Origin of the sequence: Pseudomonas sp. 58 R 12, assembly GCF_900005865.1 — a bacterium.
GTDB lineage: Bacteria > Pseudomonadota > Gammaproteobacteria > Pseudomonadales > Pseudomonadaceae > Aquipseudomonas > Aquipseudomonas tritici.
Window position 1 is genome coordinate 359,384 of record NZ_CVTP01000016.1, and the last position, 25,645, is coordinate 385,028.

Here is a 25,645-nt window from a genome sequence, read left to right on the forward strand (position 1 = left end):
CGCCAAGCTTTAAAAGCCGGCATTCTGCGGTAACGTGAACCAACACGCAAACCTTGGCGCCAACCGACTGTCGGTTTGTCATCAAATTGCCTGACAACTTACCCACTCCCTGTTTCAGGAGCCCAAAAATGGCCTATTGGCTGATGAAATCCGAGCCCGACGAACTCTCGATCAACGGCCTGGAAAAGCTCGGTGAAGCGCGCTGGGACGGGGTGCGTAACTACCAGGCACGCAACTTTTTGCGCGCGATGGCGGTGGGTGACGAGTTTTTCTTTTACCACTCCAGCTGCCCCGAGCCTGGCATTGCCGGCATCGGCAAAATCGTCGAGGCGGCCTATCCGGACCCCACCGCGCTGGAACCAGAAAGCCACTATTTCGACGCCAAGGCCACCTCGGAAAAAAACCCGTGGAGTGCGATCAACGTCGCGCACCTGCAAACCTTTCCCAAGGTACTGGGCCTGGGCTACCTGAAACAGCAAGCCGCCCTCGCCGAACTGCCCCTTGTGCAAAAAGGCAGCCGGCTTTCGGTAATGCCGGTGACCCCTGAACAGTGGACGGCAGTGCTGGCGCTGCGTTAACCCCCGCATCAGCAGGAACGAGCTTGCTCGCGAAATAAGCGGACTTACACCTGTCCGAACGGCCAGTCGTCGCGCTCGCCAGGTTGGGGCAGAATCAGTGCCCCACCCACTGAGCAAAGGAAGCCCACGTGTCCTGCCCCACCTCCACCTACAGGCCAGCCATCGACGGCTTGCGGGCAATCGCCGTGCTGAGTGTGATCGTCTTCCATCTGGATTATTTCCAATGGCTGCCGGGCGGTTTTACCGGCGTGGACATGTTCTTCGTGATTTCCGGGTATGTGATCAGCCAGTCGCTATGGGAGCGGCGGGAGCTGACCTTGGGCCGCTACCTGGCAGATTTCTACCGGCGTCGTATGCTGCGCATCATGCCAGCTCTGCTTGTGATGCTGTGCGTCAGCGGCGTGCTCTCAGCGATGCTGATGCCGCCCTTCTGGCTCAGCGACCTGTTTAACCGCACCGGCCTGGCGGCGTTTTTCGGCCTGAGCAATTTTGTGCTGGCCTGGAACACCGATACCTACTTTTCGCCGAGCGCCGAACTCAATCCCTACCTGCATACCTGGTCGCTGGGCGTTGAAGAACAGTTCTACGTGATCTTCCCGGCACTGTTTTTCATCTGGCTGCGCGCCAGACCGCGCGCGTTGCTGCCGTTGGCGGCTCTGGTGTCGCTGCTGGTCGCTGCCTACCAGGTGAATGACCAACCGCTGGCAGCGTTTTACCTGCTGCCAGGGCGATTCTGGGAACTGGCTGCCGGGGCAATGTTGTTTCAGCTGATGTGCACGCGGGCTCCGGCGGCGCGTATCGCGCCCTGGTTACTGGGCGGTGGACTTGTGCTGGTCGTAATGGGCTTTATCTTTGCCGATCCGCGCCAATTTCCGTTTCCCTGGGCGCTGGTGACGGTTGCGGGCACGCTGCTAATGATCGCAGGGATTGTGCAGCAAGGTGACGCATCGCCGGGCCCCTTGCAGCGTCTGCTGCAAACGTCGTTGTTCACCTACATCGGGCGGCTGTCTTATTCGCTGTACCTGTGGCACTGGCCGGTACTGGTGTTCCTACGCTGGACCACCGGGCTGGAATTGCTGGCGGTACAGCTGCTCTATCCTTGCCTGGTGCTGGCGCTTGCCGCAGCGTCCTACCACTGGATCGAGACGCCGATCCGCAGCAGCAGGTCCGTGACCCAGCGCAGCGCATGGCTGACGTTGGCCACGACCGTGCTGGTGACCGGCCTGCTCTGGCGCGGCGCGATGTGGGTAGCGGAGGATCCTGCCGTACTGTCGATCAGCCAGACCCGCGATACCTACACTTGGTACGCCTATAAACATTATCCCCGGGAAGACTTCGAGGTCCTCAAGGACCCGCACCTGGCCGGTCGCCAGTTGTTCGTCATCGGCGACTCACACACGGCGGCCTATCGCACCCTGCTGAACCTCGTGTCGCTGAAGCTGGGCATCAAGGTGCATGACTATGAACAAGGCGGCTGCGGGGTCGTGAGCCTGATAGGCCCCGATCCGAAACACTGCGCGGCCTCCCGCGAAGTCCAGTTGAAGGAGATCGAAGCGCGGGCCAAGCCAGGTGACATCGTGTTTCTGGCCTCATTGCGCATGCCGGAGCTTGCGGGCCGCGAATGGAGAGAGGGTGAGCAGGCGATGGTCGATAAGGCGCTGACCGAACTGACCGCTTCAACGATGGAAGCGGCGCGCATTGACGCCCAAACCCTGTTGAACCGATTGCAGGCGGCACGCCTGACTGTGCTGATCGATGCGCCCAAGCCTCTGTTCAAGGCCGCGCCCAATCGTTGTTCCGATGGGTTCAACCGCATGAACCCGGTATGCGCGCCAGGTCTGACAATGCAACGCGCACAGCTTGAACGACTGCGCGCACCGCAAATGCAACTGTTGCAGGAGCTGAGCGCCGAGTATCCGGCGCTGAGGGTGTGGGACCCGCTGCCGCTGCTGTGCCCCGGCGTGACCTGTTGGGCCTATGACCAAAACGCCAAGCCGCTGTATTTCGACTCCAACCACCTGAGCGGCCACGGCAACCGCGTGCTGGAGCCCGACTTCATAGCGACCTTGCTCAAGATCTGGAGAGCGACACCGCCTGCTACTGAATGATCAGGTTATTGAACAACAAGTCTTCCACTACCGGTTTACCGGTCTCGTCATTCATTACCTGCTGAGTCTGCTTCAGCGCTTCCTGACGCAGTTTTTCCTTGCCTTCAACGGTGCTCATGCTCTCGTTGGTCTGCTGGGTGAACAGCGCCACCAGTTGGTTACGAATCAACGCGTCGTTGGCTTTGACCGCAGCGGCAGCTTCAGTGCCGGTCACGCGCAGCGCGATGTCGGCCTTGAATACTTTGAGCTTCGCCGTGCCATCCAGGCCGTAGTTGCCCACAAACGGCGGGCTTAGGCTGATATAGCTGACCTTCGGCGCCTCGCCTTCTTTGGCCTCTTCGGCCTGGGCTGCCATCGGCAAGGTCAGGGCCAGCATCAACAGGATCCACGCTTTCACAGTTCATTCCTCACATTCGGTTGCCAGGTAGCATAACGCTAGCAAGGCTGAGCACAAGCTTATGGCGACTTATCAGGCCCGGGCATGCTCGTTGACCCACGGGCGTACCCTCCTACACTTATCGGCCACGACGCCAAAAGGAATAGTCCGATGAAAGCTGTGCTGTGCAAAGCCTTCGGCCCTGCCGAAACCCTGGTGCTGGAAGAAATCGCCAGCCCGGCGATCAAGAAGAACGAAATCCTGCTGGACGTGCATGCCGCCGGGGTCAACTTCCCGGATACCTTGATCATTGAGGGCAAGTACCAGTTCAAGCCGCCCTTCCCGTTTTCGCCGGGCGGCGAGGCGGCGGGCGTGGTCAGTGAAGTGGGCGAAAAGGTCAGTCACCTGAAAGTCGGTGACCGGGTCATGGCGCTGACCGGCTGGGGCAGCTTTGCCGAACAGGTCGCGGTGCCGGCCTATAACGTGCTGCCGATCCCGCCGAGCATGGACTTCAACACCGCTGCCGCTTTCAGCATGACCTACGGCACCTCGATGCACGCGTTGAAACAACGGGCCAACCTGCAACCTGGCGAAACGCTGCTGGTGCTCGGCGCTTCGGGTGGCGTGGGCCTGGCCGCCGTTGAAATCGGCAAGGCCATGGGCGCGCGGGTGATCGCTGCCGCCAGCAGCGCCGATAAACTTGCGGTGGCCAAAGCCGCCGGCGCCGATGAGCTGATCAACTACAGCGAAGCCAGCCTGAAAGACGAGATCAAGCGCCTCACCGACGGCAACGGTGCCGATGTGATCTACGACCCGGTGGGTGGCGACCTGTTTGACCAGGCCATCCGCGCCATCGCTTGGAACGGGCGTTTGCTGGTGGTGGGGTTTGCCAGCGGGCGTATTCCGGAGCTGCCGGTGAACCTGGCGCTGCTCAAGGGCGCGGCAGTGGTCGGGGTGTTCTGGGGTTCATTTGCGCAGCGTCAGCCGCAGGAGAATGCGGCGAATTTCCAGCAGTTGTTCACGTGGTATGCCGAGGGTAAGTTGAAGCCGCTGGTGTCGCAGGTATACCCGCTGGAACAGGCCGCCCAGGCGATCAATGATTTGGGGCAGCGCAAGGCGGTGGGCAAGGTCGTCGTCCAAATCCGCTAATGGACTTGAATGCGGTCAATGTGGGAGCTGGCTTGCCTGCTCCCACGTTAGTTAATCAGTGGTCTCTAGACCCAATCCCGACCAGCACTTATCTATTCGCGACATGTTCATAAGAGAACATGCAATTGCTCTGATTTCCTGTGTTTGCAGATAAGAGGCGATGCTATTTTCGGTAACGAAACTGTAACATTCGCATCCGCAGTCAAAACAAGAAATCTGGAGCTCTTGAATGTTTGCTTTCTTTCGTCCTGCCGCACATCAGGCGCCCCTGCCTGAAGAAAAAATAGACAGTACCTACCGACGCCTGCGCTGGCAGATCTTCGCCGGTATCTTCATCGGCTATGCCGGGTACTACCTGCTGCGCAAAAACTTCTCCCTGGCCATGCCCTACTTGATCGACGAGGGTTACACCCGTGGTGAACTGGGCCTGGCGATGTCGGCCATCGCGATCGCCTACGGCCTGTCCAAGTTCCTCATGGGCCTGGTGTCCGACCGTTCCAACCCGCGCTATTTCCTGCCCTTCGGCTTGCTGGTTTCAGCTGGGGTCATGTTCATTTTCGGTTTCGCACCTTGGGCGACGTCCAGCGTGACCATGATGTTCATTTTGCTGTTCATCAACGGCTGGGCTCAAGGCATGGGCTGGCCGCCCAGTGGACGGACCATGGTGCACTGGTGGTCGCAGAAAGAACGCGGCGGCGTGGTGTCGGTATGGAACGTGGCGCACAACGTCGGCGGCGGCCTGATCGGCCCGCTGTTCCTGCTGGGCATGGCCTGGTTCAACGACTGGCACGCAGCGTTCTATGTACCGGCGACGGTGGCATTGGCAGTGGCGGCGTTTGCCTTCATCACCATGCGCGACACCCCGCAATCGGTCGGCCTGCCGCCGATCGAGAAGTACAAGAACGACTACCCGGAAGGCTACGACGCGAGCCACGAAGAAGAATTCAGCGCCAAGGAAATCTTCGTCAAGTACGTGCTGCGCAACAAAATGCTGTGGTACATCGCCTTCGCCAACGTGTTCGTCTACCTGCTGCGCTACGGCGTACTGGACTGGGCGCCGACCTACTTGAAAGAAGCCAAGCACTTCACGGTCGACAAATCGTCCTGGGCGTACTTCTTCTATGAGTGGGCAGGTATCCCGGGCACGCTGCTGTGCGGCTGGATGTCGGACAAGATCTTCCGTGGCAACCGTGGCCTGACCGGTATCGTGTTCATGGCACTGGTGACCGTGGCGACCCTGGTGTACTGGCTCAACCCGCCGGGCAACCCGATGGTCGACATGATCGCGCTGGTCTCCATCGGCTTCCTGATCTACGGCCCGGTAATGCTGATCGGCCTGCAGGCGCTGGAGTTGGCACCGAAGAAAGCCGCCGGCACCGCGGCGGGCTTCACTGGTTTGTTCGGTTACCTGGGGGGGTCGGTAGCAGCGAGTGCGGCCATGGGCTACACCGTGGACCACTTCGGCTGGGACGGTGGTTTTGTGCTGCTGATCGGCGCGTGCGTGTTGGCGATCGCCTTCCTGATCCCAACGTTGTGGCACACCAACAGCGTCAGCTCGGCGCGTTAACCGCCGCCTGAGCAATCCTTTGCACAACGCTTGAGCCGCGCCTCCAGGTTTTTATCTGGCATGGCGTGGCTACGCAGGGCGTTGACGGTCTGCTCGACATAATCGCGAGTTGTGCCGTAACGCCCGCAAGCGCTTTGCAGCACGTGGTTCAGCACGATATCTGGCAAGTTGCCGGCGTAGCTGGGCAAGTGCCGCTCCAACACAAACCCCAATGCCTGCACCGTGCTGCCATCTTCCAGGCGACAGCTGAGCCAGTGCGGCCGGTAAGAGGGGTAAGGCATCTCGCGCTGCCACAAGGCGTAAAGCGAGGCCTCCAGCTGATCTTCCGGCAAGCGGTAGGCAAACCCGCTGCAAGAGCCGCCGCGATCCAGACCAAAGACCAAACCTGGTAATTCCGGCGTACCCCGGTGCTCGTGGGACCACAAGTAAAGACCCCGGTGATAACCATGGACCCGTGCCCGCATGCGCTCGGTCGACGAGCATTCAGGGCGCCAGATCAGCGAACCATACGCAAATAGCCAGACCGGCCCACCCTTATGCCGGGCCATGGTGGCCTGCATCGAGCTCATCAATTGTTCGTGAGTGAGTTGCGGCCCAAGATCGAGACGCGGAGGGTAAGCCAATTGCAAAAGATCAGTTTCAATGGCGGTCATGGCGAAAAGCGGTACGCCTCCTATGTATTACCAGTTGTAAGCAACTCTACCGTAATAAAACCCGCAGCAATAAGCCGCCCGTCTCAGATATAGCTTAAGGACATTTGCCTGAGACACTAAATACCGTAAGCGAATAAGTACGAATATAAGCGCCACTGCCATTCGTCAGCATTACCCGTGCCAATCCCGTCGCTTTCAGCCCCGGTTCAGCCTGGGCACCCGCCAACCCATCAAAATAGCGCACACATCACGACCCACTTAGCCGCCCACCAAATCGACTATCGAGGTCGCACCCATGAAAAGATTCCGACTGCCTGGCCTTTTGTTCCTGGCCCAGGCCACCACCGCACTGGCTGGCGAAACACTCGCGAGCGAGGACGACAAAGGCTTCTGGTACGCGCAGACCAGCGTCTACACCCGGCATTTCGCGCCCGCCCCGGAGCACAACAACAACCAGGACCTGATCGGCCTGGAGCGCAACGAAGCGTCAGGTTTTGTGTATGGCGGGGCGACATTTCGCAATTCGTTCAGGCAGCGCTCGTATTACGCGTACGCGGGCAAGCGCTACGACATGGCGAACTATCCGGTGTATTTGAAGCTGACCGGCGGAGCGATCCAGGGTTATCGCGGCAAGTACCGTGACAAGATCCCATTGAATCGTTACGGCGTGGCGCCGGTGATCATTCCGTCGGTGGGCACGCATTATGGGCCCGTGGCGGCGGAGGTGGTGTTGCTGGGGTTTAATGCGGCGATGGTGACGACTGGATTACGATTCTGACCGCAACGCAAAATACTGTGGGAGCTGGCTTGCCTGCGATAGCGGTGTGTCAGCCACCTATTTGCAACTGATACACCGCTATCGCAGGCAAGCCAGCTCCCACATTAGATTCCGGTCAGATCAGGGCCGGGGGGCGTAGGCGAACACATCGGCACGCATCTGGTGCGCATCCATACCGGCATCCACCAGCGCGTCCAGGGTGCCGTAGATCATGGCCGGTGAACCGCTGGCGTAGACATGCACCGACTTGAGGTCGGTGATGTCTTCGCACACCGCTTCATGCAACAACCCACAGCGCCCTTCCCAACCACACAAGTCGCTGACGACTTTGTGCAGGAACAGGTTGGGCAGTTGCAGCCACTGGTCCCAATGCTCAATGTCGTAGAAATCTTCCGGGCGACGTACGCCCCAGTACAGGTGCACCGGGTGCTTGAAGCCAGAGGCGCGGCAATGTTCGATCAGGCTGTGCATCTGCGCCATGCCGGTACCGGCGGCGATCAATACCAGCGGCCCATCCGGCAGCTCGGCCAAGTGGGTGTCACCAAAGGGCATTTCGATCCGAGCCATCTGGTTGCGCTGCAGTTGCTCCAACAGGGTGCGCGCACTGTCCTCGCGGACCAGCACATGCAGCTCCAGCTCGCGTCCAGCATGGGGTGCCGACGCCAGGGAGAATGCCGATTTCTCGCCATTGTCGCGCTCGATCATCAAGTATTGCCCGGCGTGGTAACGCACCGCCTTGCCAGCCGGCGCGCGCAGGCGCACGCGCCATACATCGCCACCGACTTCTACGCATTCACTCAATTGGCACGACAACTTGCGCAATGGCAACTCTCCCGGCGCCAGCACGCCATCCCACAGCACAATGCAATCTTCCAACGGCTCGGCGATGCAGGTGTAGAACTCCCCGTGGTCGCGCACCTCACCGGCTTGCTGCACCCGACCTTCCACCAGCAGCGCGGCACACACGTGGCATACGCCGTTGCGGCAGGCCTGAGGGCAGTCGTAGCCCAGGCGGCGAGCGCCTTCGAGGATTCGCTCACCAGGGACTAGCTCCAGCACGGCGCCGGAAGGTTGCAGGGTTACACGCATCAATCTATTCCCAATTCTTTCCAGATCGCATCGACACGGGCGGTGACGGCTTCATCCTTGACGATTACCCGGCCCCATTCGCGGGTGGTTTCACCCGGCCATTTGTGGGTGGCGTCCAGGCCCATCTTCGAACCCAGGCCCGACACTGGCGAGGCGAAATCGAGGTAGTCGATCGGCGTGTTGTCGATCATCACCGTATCGCGCTTGGGGTCCATGCGCGTGGTGATGGCCCAGATCACGTCGTTCCAATCGCGGGCATTGATGTCGTCGTCGGTGACAATAACGAACTTGGTGTACATGAACTGTCGCAAAAACGACCACACACCGAGCATTACCCGCTTGGCATGGCCTGGGTACGACTTCTTCATGGTCACGATGGCCATGCGGTACGAGCAGCCTTCCGGCGGCAGGTAGAAGTCGGTGATCTCCGGGAATTGCTTTTGGAGGATCGGCACGAACACTTCGTTCAGCGCCACACCCAAAATAGCCGGCTCATCTGGCGGACGGCCGGTGTAGGTGCTGTGGTAGATCGGCTTGATCCGATGAGTGATGCGCTCGACGGTGAACACCGGGAAGCTGTCGACTTCGTTGTAATAGCCAGTGTGGTCGCCGTACGGCCCTTCATCGGCCATCTCGCCCGGATGAATCACGCCTTCGAGGATGATTTCGGCAGTGGCCGGCACTTGCAGGTCGTTGCCACGGCACTTCACCAGTTCGGTGCGGTTGCCGCGCAGCAGGCCGGCGAACGCATATTCGGAGAGGCTGTCCGGCACCGGGGTCACGGCGCCGAGGATGGTGGCCGGGTCGGCACCCAGGGCCACGGAAACCGGGAACGGCTTGCCGGGGTGCTTTTCACACCACTCGCGGAAGTCCAGGGCGCCGCCACGGTGGCTCAACCAACGCATGATCACCTTGTTGCGGCCGATCACTTGCTGACGGTAGATACCGAGGTTCTGGCGGTCTTTGTTCGGGCCTTTGGTGACGGTCAGGCCCCAGGTGATCAGCGGGCCAACGTCGCCTGGCCAACAGGTCTGCACGGGCAGCATGCCGAGGTCGACGTCATCGCCTTCGATGACGACTTCCTGGCACACCGCGTCCTTGACCACCTTGGGAGCCATGGCAATGATCTTGCGGAAGATTGGCAGCTTCGACCAGGCATCCTTCAGCCCCTTGGGCGGCTCGGGCTCCTTGAGGAAGGCCAGCAGCTTGCCGATCTCGCGCAGTTCGCTGACCGCCTCGGCACCCATGCCAAACGCCACGCGTTCAGGCGTGCCGAACAGGTTGCCGAGCACCGGGATATCAAAGCCGGTCGGGTTCTCGAACAGCAGCGCCGGACCCTTGTTGCGTAGGGTACGGTCGCAAATCTCAGTCATTTCCAGCACCGGGGAAATCGGCATCTGGATACGTTTCAACTCTCCGCGCTGCTCAAGTTGCTGCACGAAATCCCGAAGATCCTTGAATTTCATTAACCATGCCACCCGTAAAATAGGCGTACATCCTACCTGCTATGACGGCGGCTGGCAGCTTATCGCGGTGCATTTGGGTACAGAGAATGCTTAAAAAACCGACGAAAAAAAATGGCGCCCCTGAGGGCGCCATTCTTTCGGACCTGAAACGTCGTATTACTTACGCTTCATCGACAAGAAGAACTCGTCGTTGGTCTTGGTAGCTTTCAGCTTGTCGATCAGGAACTCGATGGCGGCGACTTCGTCCATCGGGTGCAGCAGCTTGCGCAGGATCCACATGCGCTGCAGTTCGTCGTCGGCGGTCAGCAACTCTTCGCGGCGGGTGCCGGAACGGTTGATGTTGATCGCCGGGAACACGCGTTTTTCCGCGATGCGACGGTCCAGGGGCAGTTCCATGTTGCCGGTACCCTTGAACTCTTCGTAGATCACTTCGTCCATCTTCGAGCCGGTTTCAACCAGCGCGGTGGCGATAATGGTCAGCGAGCCGCCTTCTTCGATGTTCCGCGCGGCGCCGAAGAAACGCTTCGGTTTCTCCAGGGCGTGGGCATCGACACCACCGGTCAATACCTTGCCGGAGCTCGGGATCACGGTGTTGTAGGCACGGGCCAGACGGGTGATGGAGTCGAGCAGGATCACCACGTCTTTCTTGTGTTCGACCAGGCGCTTGGCCTTCTCGATCACCATTTCGGCAACCTGCACGTGGCGGGTTGGCGGCTCATCGAACGTGGAGGCAACCACTTCGCCGCGCACGGTGCGCTGCATTTCGGTTACTTCTTCCGGACGCTCATCGATCAGCAATACGATCAGGTGAACTTCAGGATTGTTACGTGCGATGTTCGCTGCAATGTTCTGCAGCATGATGGTCTTACCGGCTTTCGGCGGTGCGACGATCAGGCCACGCTGGCCTTTGCCGATCGGGGCGCACAGGTCGATCACACGACCGGTCAAGTCTTCGGTGGAACCGTTACCGGCTTCCATCTTCATGCGCACGGTCGGGAACAGCGGGGTCAGGTTCTCGAAGAGAATCTTGTTTTTCGCGTTCTCTGGACGATCGAAGTTGATCGTGTCGACCTTGAGCAGGGCGAAATAACGCTCGCCTTCCTTAGGAGGGCGGATCTTGCCAACGATGGTGTCACCGGTGCGCAAGTTGAAGCGACGGATCTGGCTCGGCGAGACGTAGATATCGTCTGGGCCGGCAAGATAGGAGGCGTCTGCAGAGCGGAGGAAGCCGAAGCCGTCCTGGAGAATCTCCAGCACGCCATCACCGGAGATTTCCTCGCCGCTTTTCGCGTGCTTCTTGAGCAGGGAGAAAATCACGTCCTGCTTGCGCGAACGGGCCATATTTTCTATGCCCATTTCTTCGGCCAGTTGGAGCAGGTCGGTAATCGGCTTTTGCTTGAGTTCAGTCAGATTCATATAGGAATGACGTAATCATTTATGGAGGGGGGAAATTAAGCTTTTGGCTTAATGAGGCCGCGCCGCAGAGAAGGCGACAGGATCGCGTACTAATCGAAAAGGAATGCGTCGGCGACGGCTTGCAGGGGGCAGTGGAGAAACCAGTGCGGGGCCGAATGTACCACCTGAATTTCGGAGCGTCTAGCCCTGTTTTACGAAAAAGCCCCGCGATTTGCGGGGCTTTTTTGACGACGCTTAGATGTTCGCGTCGAGGAAAGCTTGCAGCTGAGACTTCGACAGCGCGCCTACTTTAGTGGCTTCGACGTTGCCGTTCTTGAACAGCATCAGGGTCGGAATACCACGCACGCCGTGCTTGGCCGGGGTTTCCTGGTTGTCGTCGATGTTCAGCTTGGCAATGGTCAGCTTGCCTTCGTAAGTGGTTGCAATGTCGTCCAGGACTGGAGCGATCATTTTGCAAGGGCCGCACCACTCAGCCCAGTAGTCAACCAGCACCGGGCCTTGAGCCTTGAGTACTTCGGCCTCAAAGGTCGCGTCGGTGACGTGCTTGATAAGATCGTTGCTCATGGATGTCTCCGGATTGTAAGCAAAAAAAACGTGGCCCATCATAGCCGCCCTTCCCCCGTTCAGGAAGCCGCCTCTGATTGAGTCTTGCTATGGTGCCGCATGAGTTTGGGTATCGCCCCACTCAGGGGGTTACGGGAGTCACGAAAGCGATACCCGTGCGCAACGCCGCATTGCGCACGTGTTCCTGCATGGTTTTCTGCGCCGCCGCACTGGCGCGCCGGGCCAGGGCACGCACTATCCTGCGGTGCTCCTGCCAGGTTTCCATGGCCCGCTCCGGCCGGATGAACGGTAGTTTCTGGCTCTCCAGGAACACTTCGGCACTCGCACTCAAAATACTCACCATCGCCTGGTTACCGCTGGCCAGCAGGATGCGTTGGTGAAATTCGAAGTCCAGCCTGGCAGCCGCTTCGAAGTCGCCGGCCTTGAGCACCTTGCGCATCGCTTCGACATTGTCTTCCAGGCTGTCCAGCTCATCGAGGGTCAAGGTCACCGCCGCCAACCCCGCTGCAAAGCCTTCAAGGGCGTAGCGCAACTGAAAGATATCCAGCGGCGTGGCCTGTGCCGCGAACGGCCAGGCAAACCCCGGCGACTCGTCAGCAGCCTGTACAAACACGCCCTTGCCCGGCTGCACATTGACCACGCCCAATGCGCTCAGGGACGACAACGCCTCGCGCAACGACGCCCGGCTCACGCCCAACTGCAGCGCAAGATCGCGCTGGGACGGCAAGGCATCGCCCGGCCCGAAGCCTTGCTCCTTGATCAGTTTGCGGATGGCCTGCAGGGCCGCTTCCGGTACGGCTTGGGCGATGGAATTCATAGAAAACTCAATGTTCCAGTCAACTGAGCGGCTAGTTGTAAAGCTATTCGGGGCGGGCGGCAAGCCACGCCCCAAAGGGGCTCGCCAGGTTTTACCGGCGCTCGAAAAGGGTGCGAAACGCCGAGTCACTGTTCAGACCAGTAAGACCACGGCAGCTCAACAAATCCCGGCCTCGCAGACGATTCCAGAGGTAATGGCATGGGCTGTGCACTGAGCAAATCCAGAAAAGTCCTTCGCCCTTCTCGGAGAGTTGCCATGACCAAGCGCTACAGCGCCCTGCTTACTGCCCTGTTTGCCAGCCTGATGCTGAGCCAGGCACCCGCCCAGGCCAATGGTCTGGACGACATCGTTGCCCGTGGCACCCTCAAGGTCGCCGTGCCTCAGGACTTCCCGCCGTTCGGCTCGGTCGGCCCCGACATGAAGCCGCGTGGCCTGGACATCGACACCGCCAAGCTGCTGGCCGACCAACTCAAGGTCAAGCTGGAACTGACCCCGGTCAACAGCACCAACCGTATCCCGTTCCTCACCACCGGTAAGGTCGACCTGGTGATTTCCAGCCTGGGTAAAAACGCCGAGCGCGAAAAGGTGATCGACTTCTCCAAGGCCTACGCACCGTTCTACCTGGCTGTGTTCGGTCCGCCTGATGCCGCCGTCAGTACCCTGGACGATCTCAAGGGCAAGACCATCAGCGTGACCCGTGGCGCTATCGAAGACATCGAGCTGACTGCCGTCGCGCCCAAAGAGGCGACCATCAAGCGCTTCGAAGACAACAACTCGACCATCGCCGCCTACCTGGCCGGCCAGGTCGACCTGATCGCCAGCGGCAACGTGGTGATGGTGGCGATCAGCGAACGCAACCCGAAACGCGTGCCTGCACTGAAAGTGAAGCTCAAGGACTCGCCGGTGTACGTGGGCGTGAACAAGAACGAGCCGGCGCTGCTGGAGAAGGTCAACCAGATCCTGGTCGCTGCTAAAGCCGATGGCAGCCTGGAAAAGAACGCGATGCAGTGGCTCAAAGAACCATTGCCTGCCGACCTCTAAAAGCGGAGCTGATTCATGGCGTATCAATTCGACTTTTTGCCGGTGCTGGCCAATACCGACCTGCTGTTGCGCGGTGCGCTGTTCACCCTTGAACTGACAGCCATTGGCGCGATTCTCGGCGTAGCGTTGGGCACCGTAGGCGCGGTGGTGCGGGCCTGGAAGATCCAGCCGTTTGCGTGGTTCTTCGGTGTGTACGTCGAGTTGATCCGCAACACGCCGTTCCTGGTGCAGTTGTTCTTCATCTTCTTCGGCCTGCCGTCCCTGGGACTGAAGATCACCGAATGGCAAGCCGCCGTACTGGCGATGGTGATCAACCTGGGGGCCTATTCCACCGAGATCATCCGCGCCGGCATCCAGGCGATTCCACGCGGGCAGTTGGAAGCTGCCGCAGCGCTGGCGATGACACGCTTCGAAGCGTTCCGCCACGTGGTGCTGCTGCCGGCGCTGGGCAAGGTGTGGCCGGCCCTGAGCAGCCAGATCATCATTGTGATGCTCGGTTCGGCAGTGTGTTCACAGATCGCCACTGAAGAGCTGAGCTTCGCCGCCAACTTTATCCAGTCGCGCAATTTCCGCGCTTTTGAAACCTATGCCCTGACCACCTTGGTGTACCTGTGCATGGCGCTGATGATTCGCCAGTTGCTCAACTGGATCGGCCGCCGGTTTGTGATGAGGAACAGCCGATGAGTGATTTCTCTTTCTGGGACATCGTGCGCAACCTGCTCACGGGCCTGCAATGGACGCTGTTGCTGTCGCTGGTGGCGTTTGTGGGTGGCGGCGTGATCGGCTTGCTGGTGATGACCATGCGCATCAGCCGCAAGGCGTTCCCGCGCAACGTTGCGCGCACCTATATCGAACTGTTCCAGGGCACGCCGCTGCTGATGCAGTTGTTCCTGGTGTTTTTCGGCGTTGCTCTGCTGGGTGTGGATATCTCGCCCTGGCTCGCGGCGGCAATCGCCCTGACCTTGTTTACCAGCGCCTACCTGGCTGAAATCTGGCGCGGCTGCGTCGACTCCATCGCCCACGGGCAATGGGAAGCGTCGGCCAGCCTGGCGCTCAACCCGCTTGAACAACTGCGCTACGTGATCCTGCCCCAAGCCCTGCGCATCGCCGTGGCGCCCACCGTGGGCTTCTCGGTGCAGGTGGTCAAAGGCACCGCCGTGACCTCGATCATCGGCTTTACCGAACTGACCAAGACCGGCGGCATGCTCGCCAATGCCACCTTCGAGCCCTTCATGGTCTACGGCCTGGTAGCGCTTGGTTACTTTTTGCTCTGCTACCCCCTATCCCTCAGTGCGCGCTACCTGGAAAGGAGACTGCATGCCTCTGCTTAGAATTTCCGCCCTGCATAAGTATTACGGCGATCACCACGTACTCAAGGGCATCGACCTGACCGTTGAAGAAGGCCAGGTGGTGGCGATCATCGGTCGCAGCGGCTCGGGTAAATCCACACTACTGCGCACCCTCAACGGCCTGGAATCGATCAACGACGGCGTGATTGAAGTCGACGGCGAATACCTCGACGCCGCCCGCGCTGACCTGCGCAGCCTGCGGCAGAAAGTCGGCATGGTGTTCCAGCAGTTCAACCTGTTCCCGCACCTGACCGTCGGCGAAAACGTGATGCTCGCGCCGCAAGTCGTCCAAAAAGTGCCCAAGGCCAAGGCTGCGCTGCTGGCCAAGCAAATGCTGGAACGCGTCGGGCTGGGGGAGAAATTCGACGCCTTCCCCGATCGCCTGTCCGGCGGACAGCAGCAACGTGTGGCGATTGCCCGCGCACTGGCGATGTCGCCCAAGGTGCTGCTGTGCGATGAAATCACCTCGGCCCTCGACCCAGAACTGGTCAATGAGGTGCTCAGTGTGGTGCGCCAACTGGCCAAGGACGGCATGACCCTGATCATGGTGACCCACGAGATGCGCTTTGCGCGGGAAGTCGGCGACAAGCTGGTGTTCATGCACCAGGGCAAGGTGCATGAAGTGGGTGACCCAAAGCAGCTGTTCGCCAACCCGCAAACTGCCGAACTGGCCAACTTCATCGGCTCTACGGAACAGTAGGACTGACCAGTACGAATTGGCCATGCCCCTCCAGCAGCACCTCCCGGCGCACCGAGAGGGCATCGGCGGGCAAGTGAACCTCAACCTCTACCTGGGCCGTCAACCGGCGGCCCATCATTGGCACACCGGCTGCGCTCGCAACCAATGTGCGGCCAGGTAACAGCCGCCCGTCAGCCGTTTCATCGGTTTGCCACGCCACCGGCCTGCCGTCGACCTGAGCCCGCCTCAGGCTCAACATGAAGCGTCCTTGTCGGCCAAACTGAAAACCCTGGGCATCGGCAGGCGCACCACTGAAGCGCAATGCCATTGCCGCCGGGTTGGCGCAGAGCACGCTCAGGTGCAGCGTACGCTGCGTATCCAGCCTCAGCGTCGAGCGACCGGACGACGTTTGCGAGGGACGAATTACCCCGTAATCGACCCGGGGCTCGCTCAAGGTCATCCGGCAGTCTTCAGCCCGTGCCTGGTTCACCAGCAGGGCGACTACCACCAGACACACGCCAGCGGCACGCGGGCCGTACATCCGTTCAGCGAACATGGCATACCACGGGTGCGGTGTCGTAGAGTTGGTCATCGTCAGGCTCTTGCTCCGGGTTGACTTGCAGCAGGCAGGATTGCGAATCCGGCAATGAAACCTTCAGGGTTTGCGGCCCATCAATGTTGCTGAGGAAAATCATGCCCTCACCCACCACGCTGGTTACAAAGTTGTTGTCCTGGCCAAACACAGCAGCCCCTTGAGGCAAGGGCCGACCTTGTTCATCCTGAGCTTCAAGCAACAGGCGACGGACTTTCACCACATCAAAGTTGAGGATGTTGACTGAGCCACGACCAGCGGCGAGCACCTTGGTCCCGTTCTTCAAGTCGACGCGCTTGGGCAGCGACTGGGTCTGTACCTGCAGATGGTTGTTGCTGTAGGCCTGCAGCCCGGAGATCACCGCCTGGCCGCTGAAATCCGTCCATACCGGCCCTTGGGCCGTGGAGACCTTGGCCTTAGCAATATCGCCCACCGAGACGATGCCAAACGTGTCCTGCACTGCATACGGCGAGAACGTCACGCCGTGTTCATGGGCGACAATGCCGCCTTGCAGTTGCCCGGAATAGCTGGTGCTTGACGGATCACGGCTGGCACCGAGGCTCACGCGGGTATAAAGCGGCAATACGTCCACCCGGCCGCGCACGCTCTGCTCCCGCTCGTTCACGTCTCGATCAACACCGACCTCGTAGTTCACATAGTCGTTGGCCCGCTCGCTTAGAGCGGTACCCGCATCCAGTCGGTCGCCTCGACGACTGACGTAAGAACTGACTCGGCGATCACCGCCCAGGGGCACCGTGACCTGCAGCCTGAGGGAGGTGTCTTCGTCCAGCCGGTCGTCGCGTCGGCCACCCGCAACCGCGTCACGGCGTCGAGGCCTGGCCCCACCGACCTGGGCGTCGGCGATCAGCGCCACCCCCACACCGTTAAACGTATTGTTCCACGAGGCAAAGAGGTGATCGGCGGACTGCCCGTCAAACTGCGAGCTACGCGTGAAACTGATGGAAAAACCACCCACAAACGGATCCGCCCAGCTTAACCCTGCCGTGTACTGGCGCTTGAAACGCGCATCGAAGTCGTACCCACGCGACGCCTGGCCTGCGTCCAGCACCTCCCGATAGCCTCGGCTTTGCGTAGAGGCGCTCAGGTTCATGTCGAGGTTGGCGAACAACGGGCTGCCCACAGAGAGTGTGCTGCGTGCGCCCCCTACGCCATCTTGGCCATCACGGGACAGGTTGTGGCGCATGCCCACCGTCATTTGATGGAAAAACACACTGCTCAGTGAGCCACCTGCCGACTGATACTCGTCGGTACTCAGCAAACCGAAACCCAGTGACGCGTTCTGGCCCAGCCCCCAGGTGCCGCTGCCCATGGCAACAACGGGCGCTTCCCGGCTGTCGAAGGACGTGTCACGCACCTTGCCGACGGAAAAGTAATACCCCGGCGTAACAGGAGCCCCACCTCGAAAGGACGCAGCGGGTACGACAAAACTGCGCTTTGCGCCCCGCACGTCAATCACGCTCACATCGAGGTCGCTGGTGCTGTTGAGCAACGGTAATCCGGTGAGCCTGAACGGCCCCTCCGGTACCAGCGTGGTATGGATCAATGCACCCGACTGACGCACCTCGACCCGTGACTGGCTTTGGGCCAGCCCTTCAACCACTACCTCGCTGCTGCCCCCGCCCGCGCGTTGTTGACCATCCGGAAAAAGCTGCAAGCCAGCCAGTTGTACCCCGCCAAATATCGGGTTGTTGCTGGAAATCTGCCCGACCTGGAAAGTCGACTGCAACGCCGCGATATCGCGCTGGGCGTAGGCGTCCACCTGCTCGGTTCGAGTCTGGCCATTGTCAGAGATAAAAAACTGGCGGCTACGAACAATCCAGTTACCCAGATTGAACCCTGCCTCGGTATAGGCCGATACAAAGCGACTTGGCCCACTTCGCGAGCGGGTATCGAAACCCAACACGTCATAGTTGAAGATGGCTGCCGCGCCGCCCTGAGAAAAATTCCCGGCCTCCCACTCTGGCGCGCGCAGGGACTGGGTCGGCACTACCAGGGTGACCTCATCGCTGCTCGGGCGCAGCCGTACCATGGTCGCCGGGTATTCCCCAACGAAATCATGGCAGGCCTGGTCAGGACTGATGCCTTCGCGTAGCACACGGGAGGGTGTGACCAGACCCGCCTTCGCCAGTAACGCCTCGGTGAAGCACAACTGGCCCTGGTAATCGAACCGCGCGTCCACCAACCCCAGCGGGGTGCCATTGACCCGCAGCCCGACCACATGCACACCTTCGCGAAAGCGCGCCGCGCTGCGAAAGTATTCGGACACCTGCGGGTCGATCCCAAGGGTTGTCAACGCGGCCAGGTCAAAACCTTCTCCGAGCTCCAAGGCCGCGCTGGAGCCTGGCAACCCCCACAGCGTCGCGAGCCCCAGCAAGACCCTGGAACGCGCCTGTAATACCTTGCCAGGCGCGCTTTTGGCAGAGCGACCTGAGTGCCTGATCTTTTTCATAGGCTCGTCAGTCCGCATCTGCCGTAACGGGTGCGCGGTAGCTGTCCACCGTAAACCCGTAGACCGTGGCCGGTTGAATCTCCACCGCGACCACTCCCGCCACTGAGTCGTCCGTCACGACTGTGAGCACTTCACCCGGCAGAATGTAGGTACGCGGTAACTTTCCCAGACGCGCCAGCGGATGCAGTTGGACTTCGAGTGCCATCCGCACAACGTAAGCGCTGTTGTTATAAGCCTTTATCTGGTCACCTTCGCGCTTCCAGGTGAGCAACTGCCACGGCGCATCGTGCTTGGGCAGGCCTTTGGGATGCAGGATCAACGGCAGGTTCTGGCGCAGGGTGATACCAATGGTCGCACCGCCGGGCGTGCGAGCCTGGGGGATACCTTCAAAGGAGACTCGCTTCAGGCGCTGGGTCTTGAGCGGTGCCTTCGCGGTCATGATGAAGCGTACAAGTTGAGTGTCGCCCGACTCGACCCGAGTAATGGGCGGCGTAACGATCAATAAGGATTCCAAATCTTCTGGTATGTTTTGTATGACCGAATGCAATAACGCCGCGCCAGGATCAGTGTTTTTTATATTAAGTGTCGCTTCACCGTCCTCTTCATTCAAAATCACAACTGTTGTCTCGGGTTGCATCCCGTCAGCTACTGCCATACCACACAAGCAAAGGCACACGCTTATATACCGTAGAAACGCCATCACTATTATTGAAAGAGCCTTCACTGAGTTTCCTCACAGCCATAAAGCCAACAATTAACGAACACCCACGCAAAAACAGCCGACACTTAACAGAGACGCGTCACTGCCTGTGCATTAAGGTCGGCCGTTAATAACGTATTTAGATGTAACTCAATTCCAGAGTGGCGCGGCCGTCCAGTGTCGTATCGCGGGTCAGGTCCAGATCTTGCGTGCGGTTGATAACGGCTTTCACAGCCAGAGTGCCCGTAAGTTGGGTGATGGATGCGGGTTGCAGGCTGGAGCCGTTGCCCCACGAATATTGACTCGGCTTTTGCGCGACTTTGCCGTCACTGCGCTGCCAGGAACCTGTGGTACCAACACGCACGAGAGGGCTCAGGGCCCCGGTGGACGAGCGTAGATTCGTCAGAGTCACGGAGTAGCCACCCGTACGCTTGCCGTTGGCAAGGCCAAGCCCGAAGTTCTGCGCCTCGGTGAACCCGGAACCGAGAATCCCGGTCACCTTGCTGCCCGATTGCAGGTCAGTCAGCGCCAGGCCGAACTGGGCTGGCGTCTTGCCGCAACTGACGGACAAGGCGACAGGTTTCTCTGTTAGAGGATTGAAGTTAGTGGCGGACAGACTTCCGGAGGGAATTATTCCGTAATCCACGATGCCGCCACCGGCGAGGCTGAGGTTGCAAGCCAACGGCTTGATCGTCCCTCGTACAATCAGTTCAGCAGCCGTTGTTGCATGAGCGCCGATACTCGCGACCAGACACAGAGTACTGACTGTCAAACCAAGCATTTTTTTCATGTTTATCCTGTCATCTATAGTGGGCAGGTGCGTTTACGATGGGCGGGTATCCTTTACCCCTCTCTTCATCCTTTAACATATGACCACACATAAATAACACCACGGCGAAATTGCCGAGTGACAGTCTGTCGCTTTACCCCCCGAATAAAGAATGAGAGAACACGCCACTCTTCGTGGGAGGTGTAGATAGAGAAAGTGGGCCAGAATTCATCGTCGAGTAAGCTTAAGTACAAAACCAACTAGTGAATATCCAACTCAGTGTAGGCAAAATCATAAACAGCCTGAAAACAACAAACGCTTAATTACGCCTACAAAAATGAAACATCATTCGCTGCGGGCCTAGAAAACCGCCCTACATTCCCCACAAGAATTCCTTACAGACAGTCAAAGGAAAATTACCGAAGCCGTACGCGTTGGCACCAAAGGTCGATCGTGGCACGATGGCTGGGTTATCGACCGAGACCCCCTAACCATGCCGCAATCCCAAGCCAAGAATCTGTCCCTGATCGCCGCCATCGACCTGGGCTCCAACAGCTTTCACATGGTCGTGGCCAAGGCCCAGAACGGCGAAATCCGCATCCTTGAACGGCTCGGCGAAAAAGTGCAACTGGCTGCCGGAATCGACGATGAGCGCCAACTCAACGAAGAATCCATGCAGCGCGGGCTCGATTGCCTCAAGCGGTTTGCACAATTGATCAACGGCATGCCCCTGGGTGCCGTGCGAATCGTCGGCACCAACGCCCTGCGCGAAGCCCGCAACCGTGGCGAATTCATCCGCCGCGCCGAGGAGATCCTTGGGCATCCCGTCGAAGTCATCTCTGGCCGTGAAGAAGCGCGCCTGATCTACCTCGGCGTGTCCCACACCCTGGCCGATACGCCCGGCAAACGCCTGGTCGCCGACATCGGCGGTGGCAGTACCGAATTCATCATTGGCCAGCGCTTTGAACCGCTACTGCGCGAAAGCCTGCAGATGGGCTGCGTCAGCTACACCCAGCGTTATTTCAAGGATGGCAAGATCACCCCGGCGCGCTATGCCCAGGCCTACACGGCGGCGCGACTGGAGATCATGAGCATCGAGCACGCCCTGCACCGCCTGACCTGGGATGAGGCCATCGGTTCATCCGGCACCATCCGCGCCATCGGCCTGGCCCTGAAAGCCGGCGGCCACGGCACCGGCGAGGTCAACGCCGAAGGCCTGGCGTGGCTCAAGCGCAAACTGTTCAAGCTGGGGGACGCCGAGAAAATCGACTTCGACGGCATCAAGCCCGACCGTCGTACTATCTTCCCGGCCGGCCTGGCGATTCTCGAAGCGATCTTCGACGCCCTCGAGCTGCAACGCATGGACCACTGCGACGGTGCCCTGCGCGAAGGTGTGCTCTACGACCTGCTGGGCCGACACCACCACGAGGACGTGCGGGAGCGCACGCTCACCTCGTTGATGGAGCGTTACCACGTCGACCTGGAACAAGCCGCCCGTGTGGAGCGTAAAGCCCTGCACGCCTTCGACCAGGTGGCCGAGGACTGGGACCTGGAAGACGGCGTATGGCGCGAGCTGTTGGGCTGGGCTGCCAAGGTGCATGAAGTGGGGCTGGATATCGCCCACTACCATTACCACAAGCACGGCGCCTACCTGATCGAGCACTCGGACCTGGCCGGTTTCTCACGCGAAGACCAGCAAATGCTCGCCCTGCTGGTGCGTGGCCATCGCCGTAACATCCCCAAGGATAAATTTGCTGAGTTCGGCGACGAGGGCATCAAGCTGATTCGCCTGTGCGTGCTGCTGCGCTTTGCAATCCTGTTCCACCATATCCGTGGCACCCAGGAAATGCCCCAAGTGACCCTGCGCGCCGACGGCGACAGCCTGGACGTAGTGTTCCCGAAAGGTTGGCTGGATGAGAATCAGCTGACCCAGGCGGATTTCGCCCAGGAAGCGGAGTGGCTGACGCGGGTGGGGTTCAGCCTGAACCTGCGTTAACCCGGCCCAAAGAACACTGCAAAAGCAAATGTGGGAGCGGGCTTGCTCGCGAATGCGGAGTGTCAGTCACTAGATGTACTGACTGATCTACCGCATTCGCGAGCAAGCCCGCTCCCACATTTGGTTTGTGTCGGCTTCAGTTCACCGACAGGATCGGGCTACCCAACTTCTCCAGCAACGTCGCCTGCGCACTGCGCGGGTTCTGGTTGCCGGTCGGCGTGTTGCGAATATAGCGGCCGTCCGACTGCAGGCTCCAGCTGTGGGTGTTGTCGGTGAGGTAGCTTTCCAGCTCCTTCTTGACCCGCATGATCAGCTTCTTGCCTTCCACCGGGAAGCATGTTTCCACACGCTTATCGAGGTTGCGCTCCATCCAGTCGGCACTGGAGAGGAACATCTGTTCTTCGCCACCGTTGAGGAAGTAGAAGACCCGCGTGTGCTCCAGGAAGCGGCCGATGATCGAGCGCACGTGAATGTTGTGCGAAACCCCGACAATGCCAGGACGCAGGCAGCACATGCCGCGCACCACCAGATCGATGCGCACGCCTGACTGGCTGGCCTTGTACAGCGCGCGAATGATCTTCGGATCGGTCAGCGAGTTGAACTTGGCAATGATGTGCGCCGGCTTGCCGTCGAGGGCGAACTGGGTTTCGCGGGCAATCATGTCGAGCATGCCCTTCTTGAGGGTGAACGGCGCGTGCAGCAGCTTCTTCATGCGCAAGGTCTTGCCCATGCCGATCAACTGGCTGAACAACTTGCCGACGTCTTCACACAAGGCATCGTCGGACGTCAGCAGGCTGTAGTCGGTGTAGAGCTTGGCGTTACCGGCGTGGTAGTTACCAGTGCCCAAGTGTGCGTAGCGCACGATCTCACCGGCTTCGCGGCGCAGGATCAGCATCATCTTGGCGTGGGTCTTGAAGCCGACCACACCGTAGATCACCACCGCGCCGGCTGCTTGCAGGCGACTGGCCAATTGCAGGTTGGACTCTTCGTCGAACCGCGCACGCAACTCGATCACCGCCGTGACTTCCTTGCCGTTACGCGCGGCGTCGACCAGGGCGTCGACGATTTCCGAGTTGGCGCCGGAACGGTACAGGGTCTGGCGCACGGCCAACACGTGTGGGTCTTTGGCGGCTTGTCGCAGCAGGTCGACCACTGGCGTGAAGGACTCGAACGGATGCAGCAGCAGGATGTCCTGCTTGCTCACCACGCTGAAGATATTCTCGCTGTTTTGCAGCAATTTCGGGATCTGCGGCGTGAACGGGGTGTATTGCAGTTCCGGATGGCTGTCCAGGCCGGTGATGCTGAACAGGCGTGTCAGGTTCACCGGGCCATTGACCTGGTACAACTCGGATTCGGCCAGGTTGAACTGCTTCAGCAAGTAGTCCGACAGGTGTTTAGGGCAGGTGTCGGCCACTTCCAGGCGCACCGCATCGCCGTAGCGCCGGGAGAACAGCTCGCCGCGCAGGGCACGGGCCAAGTCTTCGACGTCTTCGGAGTCCAGCGCCAGGTCGGCGTTACGGGTCAGGCGGAATTGGTAGCAGCCCTTCACCTTCATGCCCTGGAACAGGTCATCGGCGTGCGCATGGATCATCGACGACAGGAATACATAATTATCGCCAGCGCCCCCCACCTCCTCCGGTACCTTAATGATCCGTGGCAACAGACGCGGTGCCGGGATGATCGCAAGGCCTGAGTCACGACCGAAGGCGTCGATACCTTCCAGCTCGACAATAAAGTTGAGGCTCTTGTTCACCAGCAACGGGAACGGGTGCGTCGGGTCGAGTCCGATCGGGGTGATGATCGGCGAAATCTCGTCACGGAAATAACGGCGCACCCAGGTTTTGATCTTGGTAGTCCAGTGACGGCGACGGATGAAGCGGACCTGATGTTTTTCCAGTTCCGGCAACAGAATGTCGTTGAGGATCGCATATTGGCGGTCCACATGGCCGTGTACCAGTTCGCTGATGCGCGCCAGTGCCTGATGCGGCTGCAGGCCATCGGCGCCGGCTTGTTCGCGGGCAAAGGTGATTTGTTTCTTGAGGCCGGCGACGCGGATCTCGAAGAACTCGTCCAGGTTGCTGGAGAAGATCAACAGGAACTTCAGCCGCTCCAGCAACGGATAGGACTCATCCAGCGCCTGTTCCAGCACGCGGATGTTGAATTGCAGTTGTGACAGCTCGCGGTGGATGTACAGGCTGCTGTCATCCAGGTTGGTCACAGCGACCACCGGGACCGGCGCGGGCGGCTCAGCCACCACGACAGGCACGGCGGGCTCGTGCTCCGGCGGCGTTTCGGTGACTTGTTCAACCACCGGGTGAGCGTCTTTTACGGCAACTTCTGTGAGTCCTTCGGTATTCATCGAGTGTTCCTGTGAGGGCTATTGTTGCTCTCTAAGCAATTGGGCGGCGCGGGCGGCGAAGTAGGTCAGAATGCCATCAGCCCCGGCGCGTTTAAAGGCTGTGAGGGATTCAAGGATCACCCCTTCACTCAGCCATCCATTCTGTATTGCTGCCATGTGCATGGCGTATTCGCCACTGACCTGATACACAAAGGTCGGCACCTTGAATTCTTCTTTGACCCGATAAAGGATGTCCAAGTAGGGCATCCCCGGCTTGACCATCACCATGTCAGCGCCTTCGGCCAAGTCGGCCGCCACTTCGTGCAGGGCTTCATGGCTGTTGGCCGGGTCCATCTGGTACGAAGCCTTGTTGGCCTTGCCCAGGTTAAGCGCCGAGCCCACCGCATCGCGGAACGGGCCGTAATAGGCGCTGGCGTACTTGGCCGAATAGGCCATGATCCGCACGTTGACGTGGCCAGCCAGCTCCAGGGATTCGCGGATCGCCTGGATGCGGCCGTCCATCATGTCCGACGGTGCAACCACCTGGGCACCGGCTGCTGCGTGGGACAGGGCTTGCTTGACCAGGGCATCCACGGTGACGTCATTTTCAACATAGCCGTCCCGGTCAAGAATGCCATCCTGGCCGTGGGTGGTGAACGGGTCCAACGCCACGTCAGTGATCACCCCCAGCTCCGGGAAACGCTCGCGCAGCGCACGCGTGGCACGCTGCGCGATCCCTTCCGGGTTCCAGGCTTCGGCAGCGTCCAGGGACTTGAGTTCAGGAGGCGTGACCGGGAACAGCGCCAGCGCGGGAATCCCCAACTCAACCCAGCCCGCGGCTTCTTCAAGCAGCAGATCAATGCTCAGGCGTTCCACACCTGGCATCGAAGCCACCGCTTCCCGACGATTTTCACCGTCCAGCACAAACACCGGCAGGATCAGATCGTCGGTCGTCAGTACATTTTCACGCACCAGACGACGAGAAAAATCATCACGACGATTGCGACGCAGACGAGTGGCGGGAAACAGGCGATTGGCAGGGGTAAAGCTCACGACAGACTCCTGAGCCCGGGTTCACGGGCGAGCGTTGCAGTTATAAGCGGCCATTATGACGAAGGTATGACAGTTGTGCTTAACGATGCGACCTGTA

Annotated in this window: 23 protein-coding genes; 10 read left to right on the forward strand and 13 right to left on the reverse strand. The window is 59.8% G+C overall.

Annotated elements, in window-relative coordinates; genetic code table 11:
- Positions 1-128: 128 nt before the first annotated feature.
- Positions 129-578, forward strand: coding sequence for an EVE domain-containing protein (locus BFP95_RS11030; protein ID WP_065874441.1), 450 nt, complete (start codon positions 129-131; stop codon positions 576-578).
- 128 nt (positions 579-706) lie between these two features.
- A complete protein-coding gene (locus tag BFP95_RS11035) occupies positions 707-2,686 on the forward strand; it encodes an acyltransferase family protein (protein ID WP_065910060.1) in 1,980 nt (659 codons plus the stop codon).
- Here BFP95_RS11035 and BFP95_RS11040 read toward each other — a convergent pair.
- The gene (locus BFP95_RS11040) at positions 2,676-3,083 is read right to left on the reverse strand and encodes a flagellar basal body-associated protein FliL (RefSeq protein WP_049711009.1); all 408 of its coding nucleotides are present in this window, start codon (positions 3,081-3,083) and stop codon (positions 2,676-2,678) included. The genes BFP95_RS11035 and BFP95_RS11040 overlap by 11 nt on opposite strands.
- Positions 3,084-3,233: 150 nt before the next feature.
- Here BFP95_RS11040 and BFP95_RS11045 point away from each other — a divergent pair, with 150 nt between their 5' ends.
- Both BFP95_RS11045 and glpT read left to right on the forward strand, forming a co-directional pair.
- On the forward strand, positions 3,234-4,211 hold the full coding sequence (locus BFP95_RS11045; protein ID WP_065874443.1) for an NADPH:quinone oxidoreductase family protein: 978 nt from the start codon (positions 3,234-3,236) through the stop codon (positions 4,209-4,211).
- 229 nt (positions 4,212-4,440) lie between these two features.
- Positions 4,441-5,778, forward strand: a complete 1,338-nt coding sequence (glpT, locus tag BFP95_RS11050; RefSeq protein WP_065874444.1) for a glycerol-3-phosphate transporter — start codon at positions 4,441-4,443, stop codon at positions 5,776-5,778.
- Here the strand turns inward: glpT and BFP95_RS11055 are convergent.
- On the reverse strand, positions 5,775-6,431 hold the full coding sequence (locus tag BFP95_RS11055) for a gamma-glutamylcyclotransferase (RefSeq protein WP_065874445.1): 657 nt from the start codon (positions 6,429-6,431) through the stop codon (positions 5,775-5,777). The two genes, glpT and BFP95_RS11055, sit on opposite strands and share 4 nt — an antisense overlap.
- A gap of 295 nt (positions 6,432-6,726) precedes the next feature.
- On the opposite strand from BFP95_RS11055, the gene BFP95_RS11060 reads away from it, so the two are divergent.
- The gene (locus BFP95_RS11060) at positions 6,727-7,209 is read left to right on the forward strand and encodes a sn-glycerol-3-phosphate transporter (RefSeq protein WP_065910062.1); all 483 of its coding nucleotides are present in this window, start codon (positions 6,727-6,729) and stop codon (positions 7,207-7,209) included.
- A 120-nt stretch (positions 7,210-7,329) separates the two neighbouring features.
- On the opposite strand, the gene BFP95_RS11065 is transcribed toward BFP95_RS11060, so the two are convergent.
- The 5 genes from BFP95_RS11065 to BFP95_RS11085 all read right to left on the reverse strand — a co-directional run bounded on the left by BFP95_RS11065 (position 7,330) and on the right by BFP95_RS11085 (position 12,561).
- Entirely contained in the window at positions 7,330-8,298 is a 969-nt protein-coding gene (locus BFP95_RS11065; protein ID WP_065874447.1) for a CDP-6-deoxy-delta-3,4-glucoseen reductase, read from the reverse strand.
- Positions 8,298-9,764, reverse strand: a complete 1,467-nt coding sequence (ubiD, locus tag BFP95_RS11070; protein ID WP_049711003.1) for a 4-hydroxy-3-polyprenylbenzoate decarboxylase — start codon at positions 9,762-9,764, stop codon at positions 8,298-8,300. The genes BFP95_RS11065 and ubiD overlap by 1 nt, the downstream gene beginning before the upstream one ends.
- Positions 9,765-9,920: 156 nt before the next feature.
- Complete coding sequence (rho, locus tag BFP95_RS11075) at positions 9,921-11,180, reverse strand: transcription termination factor Rho (RefSeq protein ID WP_048729328.1); 1,260 nt, start codon at positions 11,178-11,180, stop codon at positions 9,921-9,923.
- A gap of 234 nt (positions 11,181-11,414) precedes the next feature.
- Positions 11,415-11,744: a thioredoxin TrxA gene (gene trxA / locus BFP95_RS11080; protein ID WP_003213989.1), complete on the reverse strand. Its 330-nt coding sequence runs from the start codon at positions 11,742-11,744 to the stop codon at positions 11,415-11,417.
- A gap of 121 nt (positions 11,745-11,865) precedes the next feature.
- A complete protein-coding gene (locus tag BFP95_RS11085; RefSeq protein WP_065880232.1) occupies positions 11,866-12,561 on the reverse strand; it encodes a FadR/GntR family transcriptional regulator in 696 nt (231 codons plus the stop codon).
- Between the two features lie 255 nt (positions 12,562-12,816).
- On the opposite strand from BFP95_RS11085, the gene BFP95_RS11095 reads away from it, so the two are divergent.
- The 4 genes from BFP95_RS11095 to BFP95_RS11110 are packed head-to-tail and all read left to right on the forward strand — an operon-like array spanning position 12,817 to position 15,651.
- Positions 12,817-13,602 (forward strand): transporter substrate-binding domain-containing protein, encoded by a 786-nt coding sequence (locus BFP95_RS11095; protein WP_065874450.1) that lies wholly within the window; start codon positions 12,817-12,819, stop codon positions 13,600-13,602.
- Between the two features lie 15 nt (positions 13,603-13,617).
- Positions 13,618-14,286, forward strand: coding sequence for an amino acid ABC transporter permease (locus tag BFP95_RS11100; protein ID WP_065874451.1), 669 nt, complete (start codon positions 13,618-13,620; stop codon positions 14,284-14,286).
- Positions 14,283-14,933, forward strand: coding sequence for an amino acid ABC transporter permease (locus BFP95_RS11105; protein WP_065880234.1), 651 nt, complete (start codon positions 14,283-14,285; stop codon positions 14,931-14,933). The genes BFP95_RS11100 and BFP95_RS11105 overlap by 4 nt, the downstream gene beginning before the upstream one ends.
- A complete protein-coding gene (locus tag BFP95_RS11110) occupies positions 14,920-15,651 on the forward strand; it encodes an amino acid ABC transporter ATP-binding protein (RefSeq protein WP_065874453.1) in 732 nt (243 codons plus the stop codon). The genes BFP95_RS11105 and BFP95_RS11110 overlap by 14 nt, the downstream gene beginning before the upstream one ends.
- Here BFP95_RS11110 and BFP95_RS11115 read toward each other — a convergent pair.
- The 4 genes from BFP95_RS11115 to BFP95_RS11130 form a co-directional block, all read right to left on the reverse strand.
- On the reverse strand, positions 15,638-16,171 hold the full coding sequence (locus tag BFP95_RS11115; RefSeq protein ID WP_065874458.1) for a hypothetical protein: 534 nt from the start codon (positions 16,169-16,171) through the stop codon (positions 15,638-15,640). The genes BFP95_RS11110 and BFP95_RS11115 overlap by 14 nt on opposite strands.
- 4 nt (positions 16,172-16,175) lie before the next feature.
- Entirely contained in the window at positions 16,176-18,692 is a 2,517-nt protein-coding gene (locus tag BFP95_RS11120) for a fimbria/pilus outer membrane usher protein (protein ID WP_065910064.1), read from the reverse strand.
- A gap of 7 nt (positions 18,693-18,699) precedes the next feature.
- Entirely contained in the window at positions 18,700-19,392 is a 693-nt protein-coding gene (locus tag BFP95_RS11125; RefSeq protein ID WP_083207167.1) for a fimbria/pilus chaperone family protein, read from the reverse strand.
- Positions 19,393-19,531: 139 nt separating this feature from the next.
- Positions 19,532-20,182 (reverse strand): DUF1120 domain-containing protein, encoded by a 651-nt coding sequence (locus tag BFP95_RS11130; protein ID WP_065874455.1) that lies wholly within the window; start codon positions 20,180-20,182, stop codon positions 19,532-19,534.
- A gap of 472 nt (positions 20,183-20,654) precedes the next feature.
- Between BFP95_RS11130 and ppx the strand changes: the two genes are divergently transcribed.
- Positions 20,655-22,157, forward strand: a complete 1,503-nt coding sequence (gene ppx, locus BFP95_RS11135; RefSeq protein WP_028618414.1) for an exopolyphosphatase — start codon at positions 20,655-20,657, stop codon at positions 22,155-22,157.
- A 136-nt stretch (positions 22,158-22,293) separates the two neighbouring features.
- Here ppx and ppk1 read toward each other — a convergent pair whose 3' ends face one another.
- Together ppk1 and hemB are read right to left on the reverse strand one after the other, a co-directional pair.
- Positions 22,294-24,516, reverse strand: a complete 2,223-nt coding sequence (gene ppk1, locus BFP95_RS11140) for a polyphosphate kinase 1 (protein WP_065875421.1) — start codon at positions 24,514-24,516, stop codon at positions 22,294-22,296.
- A gap of 18 nt (positions 24,517-24,534) precedes the next feature.
- Positions 24,535-25,548, reverse strand: coding sequence for a porphobilinogen synthase (hemB, locus tag BFP95_RS11145; RefSeq protein WP_065875422.1), 1,014 nt, complete (start codon positions 25,546-25,548; stop codon positions 24,535-24,537).
- Positions 25,549-25,645 lie beyond the last annotated feature (97 nt).

Bases quoted from the DNA above. Each gene is read 5' to 3' on its own strand.
- BFP95_RS11030 (WP_065874441.1), top strand. From the start codon at position 129: ATGGCCTATTGGCTGATGAAATCCGAGCCCGACGAACTCTCGATCAAC.
- BFP95_RS11045 (WP_065874443.1), top strand. From the start codon at position 3,234: ATGAAAGCTGTGCTGTGCAAAGCCTTCGGCCCTGCCGAAACCCTGGTG.
- glpT (WP_065874444.1), top strand. From the start codon at position 4,441: ATGTTTGCTTTCTTTCGTCCTGCCGCACATCAGGCGCCCCTGCCTGAA.
- BFP95_RS11055 (WP_065874445.1), bottom strand. From the start codon at position 6,431: ATGACCGCCATTGAAACTGATCTTTTGCAATTGGCTTACCCTCCGCGT.
- BFP95_RS11060 (WP_065910062.1), top strand. From the start codon at position 6,727: ATGAAAAGATTCCGACTGCCTGGCCTTTTGTTCCTGGCCCAGGCCACC.
- BFP95_RS11065 (WP_065874447.1), bottom strand. From the start codon at position 8,298: ATGCGTGTAACCCTGCAACCTTCCGGCGCCGTGCTGGAGCTAGTCCCT.
- ubiD (WP_049711003.1), bottom strand. From the start codon at position 9,764: ATGAAATTCAAGGATCTTCGGGATTTCGTGCAGCAACTTGAGCAGCGC.
- rho (WP_048729328.1), bottom strand. From the start codon at position 11,180: ATGAATCTGACTGAACTCAAGCAAAAGCCGATTACCGACCTGCTCCAA.
- trxA (WP_003213989.1), bottom strand. From the start codon at position 11,744: ATGAGCAACGATCTTATCAAGCACGTCACCGACGCGACCTTTGAGGCC.
- BFP95_RS11085 (WP_065880232.1), bottom strand. From the start codon at position 12,561: ATGAATTCCATCGCCCAAGCCGTACCGGAAGCGGCCCTGCAGGCCATC.
- BFP95_RS11095 (WP_065874450.1), top strand. From the start codon at position 12,817: ATGACCAAGCGCTACAGCGCCCTGCTTACTGCCCTGTTTGCCAGCCTG.
- BFP95_RS11100 (WP_065874451.1), top strand. From the start codon at position 13,618: ATGGCGTATCAATTCGACTTTTTGCCGGTGCTGGCCAATACCGACCTG.
- BFP95_RS11105 (WP_065880234.1), top strand. From the start codon at position 14,283: ATGAGTGATTTCTCTTTCTGGGACATCGTGCGCAACCTGCTCACGGGC.
- BFP95_RS11110 (WP_065874453.1), top strand. From the start codon at position 14,920: ATGCCTCTGCTTAGAATTTCCGCCCTGCATAAGTATTACGGCGATCAC.
- BFP95_RS11115 (WP_065874458.1), bottom strand. From the start codon at position 16,171: ATGTACGGCCCGCGTGCCGCTGGCGTGTGTCTGGTGGTAGTCGCCCTG.
- BFP95_RS11120 (WP_065910064.1), bottom strand. From the start codon at position 18,692: ATGAAAAAGATCAGGCACTCAGGTCGCTCTGCCAAAAGCGCGCCTGGC.
- BFP95_RS11125 (WP_083207167.1), bottom strand. From the start codon at position 19,392: ATGGCGTTTCTACGGTATATAAGCGTGTGCCTTTGCTTGTGTGGTATG.
- BFP95_RS11130 (WP_065874455.1), bottom strand. From the start codon at position 20,182: ATGAAAAAAATGCTTGGTTTGACAGTCAGTACTCTGTGTCTGGTCGCG.
- ppx (WP_028618414.1), top strand. From the start codon at position 20,655: ATGCCGCAATCCCAAGCCAAGAATCTGTCCCTGATCGCCGCCATCGAC.
- ppk1 (WP_065875421.1), bottom strand. From the start codon at position 24,516: ATGAATACCGAAGGACTCACAGAAGTTGCCGTAAAAGACGCTCACCCG.